The organism is Inquilinus sp., assembly GCF_057815775.1.
This window is the reverse complement of the sequence record NZ_JBYRFX010000479.1, coordinates 1-5,551: the sequence shown is the minus strand read 5'-3', so window position 1 is coordinate 5,551 and position 5,551 is coordinate 1. Positions and strand designations below refer to the sequence as shown.

The window sequence follows — 5,551 nt, the reverse complement described above, 5'->3', positions numbered from 1 at the left end:
GCCCCCGGCGCCAGCGCCAGCTCGCGCCCGACATGCAGGCCGCCGACGACGTCGGGCCCATCGTTGATCATCAGGAAATAGGCGTCCTGGCTGTCGGCATGCAGATCGTGGGGGGTGCGAGTGACGGTCTGCACCGTGCCGTTGAAGCTGGCGAGCCCGACCGCGCCGTAGAGCGTCATGTCGAGATCCGCCCGGAACGGCGCCGCCTCCGAGATCCGGATGTCGAGGGACCCGATATTGGCGATGTAGAGATCGCGCCACAGCGAGAAGCGCGCCCGCTCGTCGAGGCCGTGTGGCAGCGCCTGGGACGAAAACCGGATGCCCTGCATCGTCGACGTCCCGAAAAATATCAGAATATGCGCGTACAAAGTAACCCGGCCGGCGGTGCGCGACAATGCGAGCGACACGCCGGGCGGATCCCTGCGCCCGCCGTCACGACATCCGGAGCTGCAGCTCCAGCCGATCGCCAACACGGCGGAGGCGGAGTTCCAGGGCAGGCTGGCCGACGCCACGCGGCACCGACACCAGCGCTTCCTGGCCCGGCACCAGGGTCGAGACGAAGCGGACGACGCTGCCCGGGGCCTCGGTGCCGGCGGTGATCACGGTCTCGTAGCCGGTGTCCGCCGGCTGGTAAGTGACGCTGATATTCACAGCATCAAAGGTCGTGGTCAGGCCGGTTCCGGGCGGGATCACCTCCGCCGCGGCGGCGGGGCGCAGGCCGAAGACGCCGAACAGCGCGGTGGCCAGCAGGAGGCGGGGCAGCAGGTTCGTCGCCGGCCGCCGGGTGGCGACCGTCTTGGGGTCATGCAACATGATGTTGTCCTTGGGGGTGGCGGCGTCCACCGGGACGCCGCTCAAAATCGGAAGGGATCAGGCGGCGCTCTGGCCGCCATCGACCACCAGCGCCTGGCCGTTGACGTAGGAGGCCCGGTCCGACAGCAGGAACAGTGCGACCTGCGCCATCTCCTCCGGCTCCGCCAGTCGGCCGAGCGGGATGCCATAGGCCAGGGGATGGGTTTCGGTGCCGTCGGCATTCTTGACGATGCGGCCGGACGTCATCTCGGTGCGGGTGATCGACGGGTTGATCGAGTTTACGCGGATGCCGACCGGCCCGAGCTCCACCGCCGCCGCCCGCGCCAGCGAGACGATGCCGCCCTTGCTGGCGCTGTAGATCGAGGTGCCGGGCTGGGCGATGCCGGCGAGCACGGAGCCATTGAACACGATCGCACCGCCGCCGCCCTGTTTCTTCATCTGCGCCACCTCGGCCTTCAGGGCGAAGAACTGCGCCTTGAGGTTGGTGTCGATCAGGCTGTCCCAGCGGGCCTCGTCGAGCGTCTCGATCGGGCCGCCGCCGGAGATCCCGGCATTGTTGAACGCGACGTCCAGCCGGCCGTAGCGCGCCACCACCTGCTCGATGATGCCGGGGATGCCGTCGATCTGGGTCAAGTCCGCCTGGATGAAGATGGCGTCGCCGCCGGCGGCTTCGATCTCCGCCACCACGGCCGCGCCTTCGGCCGTCCGGCGGCCGGTGAAGGCGACCTTGGCCCCTTCCCGCGCGAACAGCACGGCGCTGGCGCGGCCGATGCCCGATGTCCCGCCGGTGACCAGCGCCACCTTACCCTCTAGCAGTCCCATGATCGCTCCTTATATGATGAATATCATCTAACGGTACATTAGATGATGAATGTCATATATTTTTGCAAGAGGCTGATATGGGTCGGGTCTCGCAGGAGCAGGCGGCGGAAAACCGGGCGAAGGTGGTGGCCGCGGCGGCATCGCTGATCCGACGCAAGGGCCTGGAAGGCATGGGCATCGCCGAGCTGATGGCAGAGGCGGGGCTGACCCATGGCGGCTTCTACGCCCAGTTCGGATCGAAGGACGCCCTGGCCGGCGAGGCCTGCACCCATGCCTTCGACACCGCCGGTCGGGCCTGGGAGGCGGCGGGGCGCGGCGACCCCACCGGCCGGCTGCACCGCCTGGCGGCGTTCTATTTCGAGCCCAAGCCGCCCGGGCAGGATTGCCCGATGGCGACCCTGGCCGGCGATGCCGCGCGGGCGCCCGCCGACGGCCCGCTGCGACGGGCGTTCACCGCCGGGCTGCGCCGGCTGGTGACCCTGGTCGCGGGCGAGACGCCTGATGATCGGGCCTTGGCCGTGACCGCGGCGATGGTGGGCGCCGCCGTGATGCGGCGGGCCAGCGACGATGCGGCGCTGGCGGATGCGATGGATGCCGCCGTGCTGCGCCTCGCCGGATCCTGAAGGACCGACCCAGGAGGCATTGATCCAGCCGCGTCACCGCCGCCGCCTATTGCGCCGGGGTATCGATCTCGAAGCGGAGGAAACGGTCGATGAAGGCGGCGCGCAGCGGGCGTGGCGCCAGCCGGCCGAGCCGGATCAGCCAGACCAGCGGCCAGGGGAACGCCACCCATGCCCGGCCCCGGGCGACATGGCCGGCGATGTGCGCCGCCGCCTTCTCCGCGCTCCACTGGAACGGGCGGGCGCCGCGGTAATGGTCGTGCATCCCGGTGGCGATGAAGCCGGGGCAGACGATGGTGACCCGGATGCCGTCCGGCCGCAGCCAGGCCAGCAGCGCCTCGCCCCAGGCGACCAGCCCGGCCTTGGAGGCGGAGTAGGCCGGCTGGTCGGCCAGCGGCATCAGCGCCGCCAGCGAGGCGATCAGGACGATGCGGCCGGCCCGGCGCCGGCGCATCGGCTCGATCATCGGCGACACCGTCGCGATCGCGCCTTCGAGGTTGATCCGCAGCTGGGCCAGCACGGAGGCTTCAGGCTCCGTCTCGCGGCCCGGCGCCAGCCCCGCCTCCACCCCGGCATTGGCGATCACCACCGCCACGGGGTGGCGGGCGTCGAGGTCGCGGATGAAATCGCCGAGCCGCCCGGCCTCGCGCACGTCGATCTCGGCCGTTTCGACCACGGCACCACGCTGCCGGCAGATGTCGGCGACCGCAGCCAGGCGGGCGGCGTTGCGGCCGACCAGGCCCAGCACCACGCCCGGCGCCGCATAGTGTCGGGCCAGCGCCGCGCCGAGCCCATGCGACGCCCCGGTCACCACCACCGCCGTCGCAGCACTCATTCGGCGGCCCCGGCCCAGGCGTGGTCGCGCAGCGGCAGCACCTCGCCCGCCAGGATCCGCCGATGCGCGCCGGTGACGGCAAGGTCGAGCCCTTCCTGTGAGAAGAAGCCACCCTGGATCTGGGTGCGCGCCACCACCACCCGGCGGAATGCGTCCAGCAGCTCCGGCCGCGGCGGCACGCCATCGGCCCAGAACCGGTCGAGAGGGCCTTGGAAGCTGAGGCCCGGCAGGTCGAACACCGCAGTGCCCAGCGTCTTCAGCGGCCGGCCGCGCTCCAGCGCGATCAGGCCGACGGTGGAATTGACCACGATCACGCCCCAGGCGCCGTCGACCAGCTGCTGCAGGTCGCCGCCATCGATGAAGTCGACCCGGTCGGCAACACCGTGATCGGCGGCCAGCGCCGCGATCTGCCGGCGCTTGCGGCCGGGCCGGAAATCCAGCGGGTGCAGTTTGACCACCAGCCGTGCGGCGCGGTCGGCCTGGCGGGCGAAGGAGGCGATCACCTCCCCCGCCGCTTCCACGGTCGAGGGGTAGCGCGAATGGGTGCGGATCTGGAAATCGGTGTCGAGCTGCAGCGGGTGCAGGTAATAGCGCCCGGCCCGGCCGGCCAAGCGCTGCATGGCCTGCGCCGCCTGCCGTCTGGTCCGGCCGGCCCGGGCGAAGCGCCCGATCCAGCCGGCATATTCGACCAGCGGGTGGTCGAGGGCGTGGTGCCGGTAGTGCGGGTAGAACGGCATCAGCGCGATCAGCCCCACGGTCCACAGCACGTCCCACACCGCCCGGTGCAGGAAATGCGACGGCACCGGCGTGGCCTGGGGCACGGCCGGCAACGTGCGGGCCAGGGACAGGAACCGGGCCGGCTGGCGCGGCAGGTCGGAATGGCCGTTCACGCCCCAGGCTTCGCAGGTGACCCAGCCCGGGCGCAGATAGCCTTCCTCGAACAGATGCAGCCGCAGGCCGCGCCGGCGGGCGAGATCCAGGGCCACGACGTGATGCGGCCGGCAATCACCGAACAGCACGAGATCGGTGACGCCCTGGGCGCCGAGCAGGTCGGCGACGAAGCCGGGCCATTGCGGCAGCCGGCCGCGGAAGGCGATGGCGGGACGGCGCCAGAACACCACGTCGCCGCCTGAAATGTTGACCTTGACGATGCGGGCGCCGTCCCGCTCCAGCGCCAGGGCGAAGCGCCGGTGGAACGGCGTCGCCGCCCCCTGCAGGAACAGGAACACCCGGTCCTGCAGGGGTGCTGTGGCGGGCCGGGGCATGGCTGCCCCGGCCACCACCGACGCATGCAGAGTCTGCGCCGCAGCGGCGGATGGGCGGTCGGTTGGCCCGCCCATCATCACGCTCAGAACGGGATGCGGGCGTAGACGTCGCCCGACACCGGCCACAGCGCATCCTCGAAGGACACGCCATGGCCCACCGGGAAGGAGTCGAACAAGGCCCGGCCGTCATAGCGCAGCGGCTGCCAGGTCTCGTCGATCCAGGTGATCACATCCTCCCAAGGCGTCTCCAGGGCGCGGTCGCGGCAGAAGGCGATGACGCCCGACTTGCCGACGCCGGAGTAGAAGTCGCGGATGCGGTGGTCGATCCGGTTCTCGGCATCATCAACATCGAGGATCAGGCGGCCGCCCTCATAGGTGCCGAACCAGCCGCAGGGAATGCCGTAGGTCTCGGCGATCACCATGCCGTGCAGGCTGGTGGAGATGATGCGCCGGCAGGACACGATCTCTTCCACCTTGGCGGCGAAGGCGTCGACCTTCGGCGCGGTGTAGGTGTTGATCAGCCGGATCGACCCCGCCAGGCTCGGCGGGATGTTGTAGCGCTTCAGCGCCTCCTTCACCCCCGATTCCGGGTCCATCGAGGTCAGCTCGGAAATGTGCAGGATGACGCCGAGATCATGGGTCTTCTTGACATGGCCCATCGGCATGATCCGCGGCAGGAACCAGACCGGGTCGCCGAACACGTCGGGCACCTTGATGCCCTGGCCGCGCAGCACGTCCGCCGTCTTCCGCCCGCGCACGCCATGCACGACGAAATCCGTGTTCTGCGGCCGGATATACTGCCGGATCGACCGGTCGACCGGGTTCAGGGTGGCATCCATCCCGGTGCCCCAGAAATGCAGCACGCCGTTCTTCTGGGCATGGCCGATGGTGCCGACCGCCACCATCCGTTCCGACGCATCGTCGAAGGCGGCACGGCGCACCGGCAGGCCGGCGATGGCGGACACCACCACCGCGCTGAGCGCATCGCCGAGATTGGCGTGCGGGTGCTCGCTGGTGGTCGCCACCCAGGACAGGGGGATCGACAGCCGCTTCTCGTTGAAGCGCAGCATCGTCTCGATCCGCTCGCGTGATGCGGCGGGCCGGGCAGCGGCCGACGCCGCGGCCTGCACCGGTCCAGGCCGCGGCGTCGGCCGCTGCCCGGCCCGCCGCATCACGCGAGCGGATCGAGACGATGC

The 5,551-nt window shown here is 70.6% G+C and carries 7 protein-coding genes; 1 reads left to right on the top strand and 6 read right to left on the bottom strand.

Annotated features, from left to right (window positions below):
• From AC3XYG_RS17005 to AC3XYG_RS16995, 3 genes are all read right to left on the bottom strand, one after another.
• The coding region (locus AC3XYG_RS17005) for a hypothetical protein (RefSeq protein WP_489141035.1) at positions 1–329 on the bottom strand (329 nt) is incomplete at its 3' end.
• Between the two features lie 103 nt (positions 330–432).
• On the bottom strand, positions 433–813 hold the full coding sequence (locus AC3XYG_RS17000) for a hypothetical protein (RefSeq protein WP_489141034.1): 381 nt from the start codon (positions 811–813) through the stop codon (positions 433–435).
• Positions 814–870: 57 nt separating this feature from the next.
• Positions 871–1,635 carry an SDR family NAD(P)-dependent oxidoreductase gene (locus AC3XYG_RS16995; protein ID WP_489141033.1) on the bottom strand — a complete coding sequence of 255 codons (765 nt, stop codon included), beginning with the start codon at positions 1,633–1,635 and terminating at the stop codon, positions 871–873.
• Positions 1,636–1,712: 77 nt separating this feature from the next.
• Between AC3XYG_RS16995 and AC3XYG_RS16990 the strand changes: the two genes are divergently transcribed.
• Complete coding sequence (locus AC3XYG_RS16990) at positions 1,713–2,258, top strand: TetR/AcrR family transcriptional regulator (RefSeq protein WP_489141032.1); 546 nt, start codon at positions 1,713–1,715, stop codon at positions 2,256–2,258.
• A 46-nt stretch (positions 2,259–2,304) separates the two neighbouring features.
• Here the strand turns inward: AC3XYG_RS16990 and AC3XYG_RS16985 are convergent, their stop codons facing one another.
• The 3 genes from AC3XYG_RS16985 to AC3XYG_RS16975 all read right to left on the bottom strand — a co-directional run.
• The gene (locus tag AC3XYG_RS16985) at positions 2,305–3,090 is read right to left on the bottom strand and encodes an SDR family NAD(P)-dependent oxidoreductase (RefSeq protein WP_489141031.1); all 786 of its coding nucleotides are present in this window, start codon (positions 3,088–3,090) and stop codon (positions 2,305–2,307) included.
• Positions 3,087–4,355 (bottom strand): capsule polysaccharide biogenesis protein, encoded by a 1,269-nt coding sequence (locus AC3XYG_RS16980; RefSeq protein WP_489141030.1) that lies wholly within the window; start codon positions 4,353–4,355, stop codon positions 3,087–3,089. Before AC3XYG_RS16980 ends, AC3XYG_RS16985 begins: the two co-directional genes overlap by 4 nt.
• A gap of 83 nt (positions 4,356–4,438) precedes the next feature.
• Positions 4,439–5,551, bottom strand: a 1,113-nt coding sequence (locus tag AC3XYG_RS16975; protein ID WP_489141029.1) for a polysaccharide pyruvyl transferase family protein, incomplete at its 5' end; no start/stop codon positions are given.

What these genes read in the sequence shown, in the direction of transcription:
- AC3XYG_RS16985 (WP_489141031.1), bottom strand. Translation starts at nt 3,090, where the DNA reads ATGAGTGCTGCGACGGCGGTGGTGGTGACCGGGGCGTCGCATGGGCTC.
- AC3XYG_RS17000 (WP_489141034.1), bottom strand. Translation starts at nt 813, where the DNA reads ATGTTGCATGACCCCAAGACGGTCGCCACCCGGCGGCCGGCGACGAAC.
- AC3XYG_RS16990 (WP_489141032.1), top strand. Translation starts at nt 1,713, where the DNA reads ATGGGTCGGGTCTCGCAGGAGCAGGCGGCGGAAAACCGGGCGAAGGTG.
- AC3XYG_RS16980 (WP_489141030.1), bottom strand. Translation starts at nt 4,355, where the DNA reads ATGCCCCGGCCCGCCACAGCACCCCTGCAGGACCGGGTGTTCCTGTTC.
- AC3XYG_RS16995 (WP_489141033.1), bottom strand. Translation starts at nt 1,635, where the DNA reads ATGGGACTGCTAGAGGGTAAGGTGGCGCTGGTCACCGGCGGGACATCG.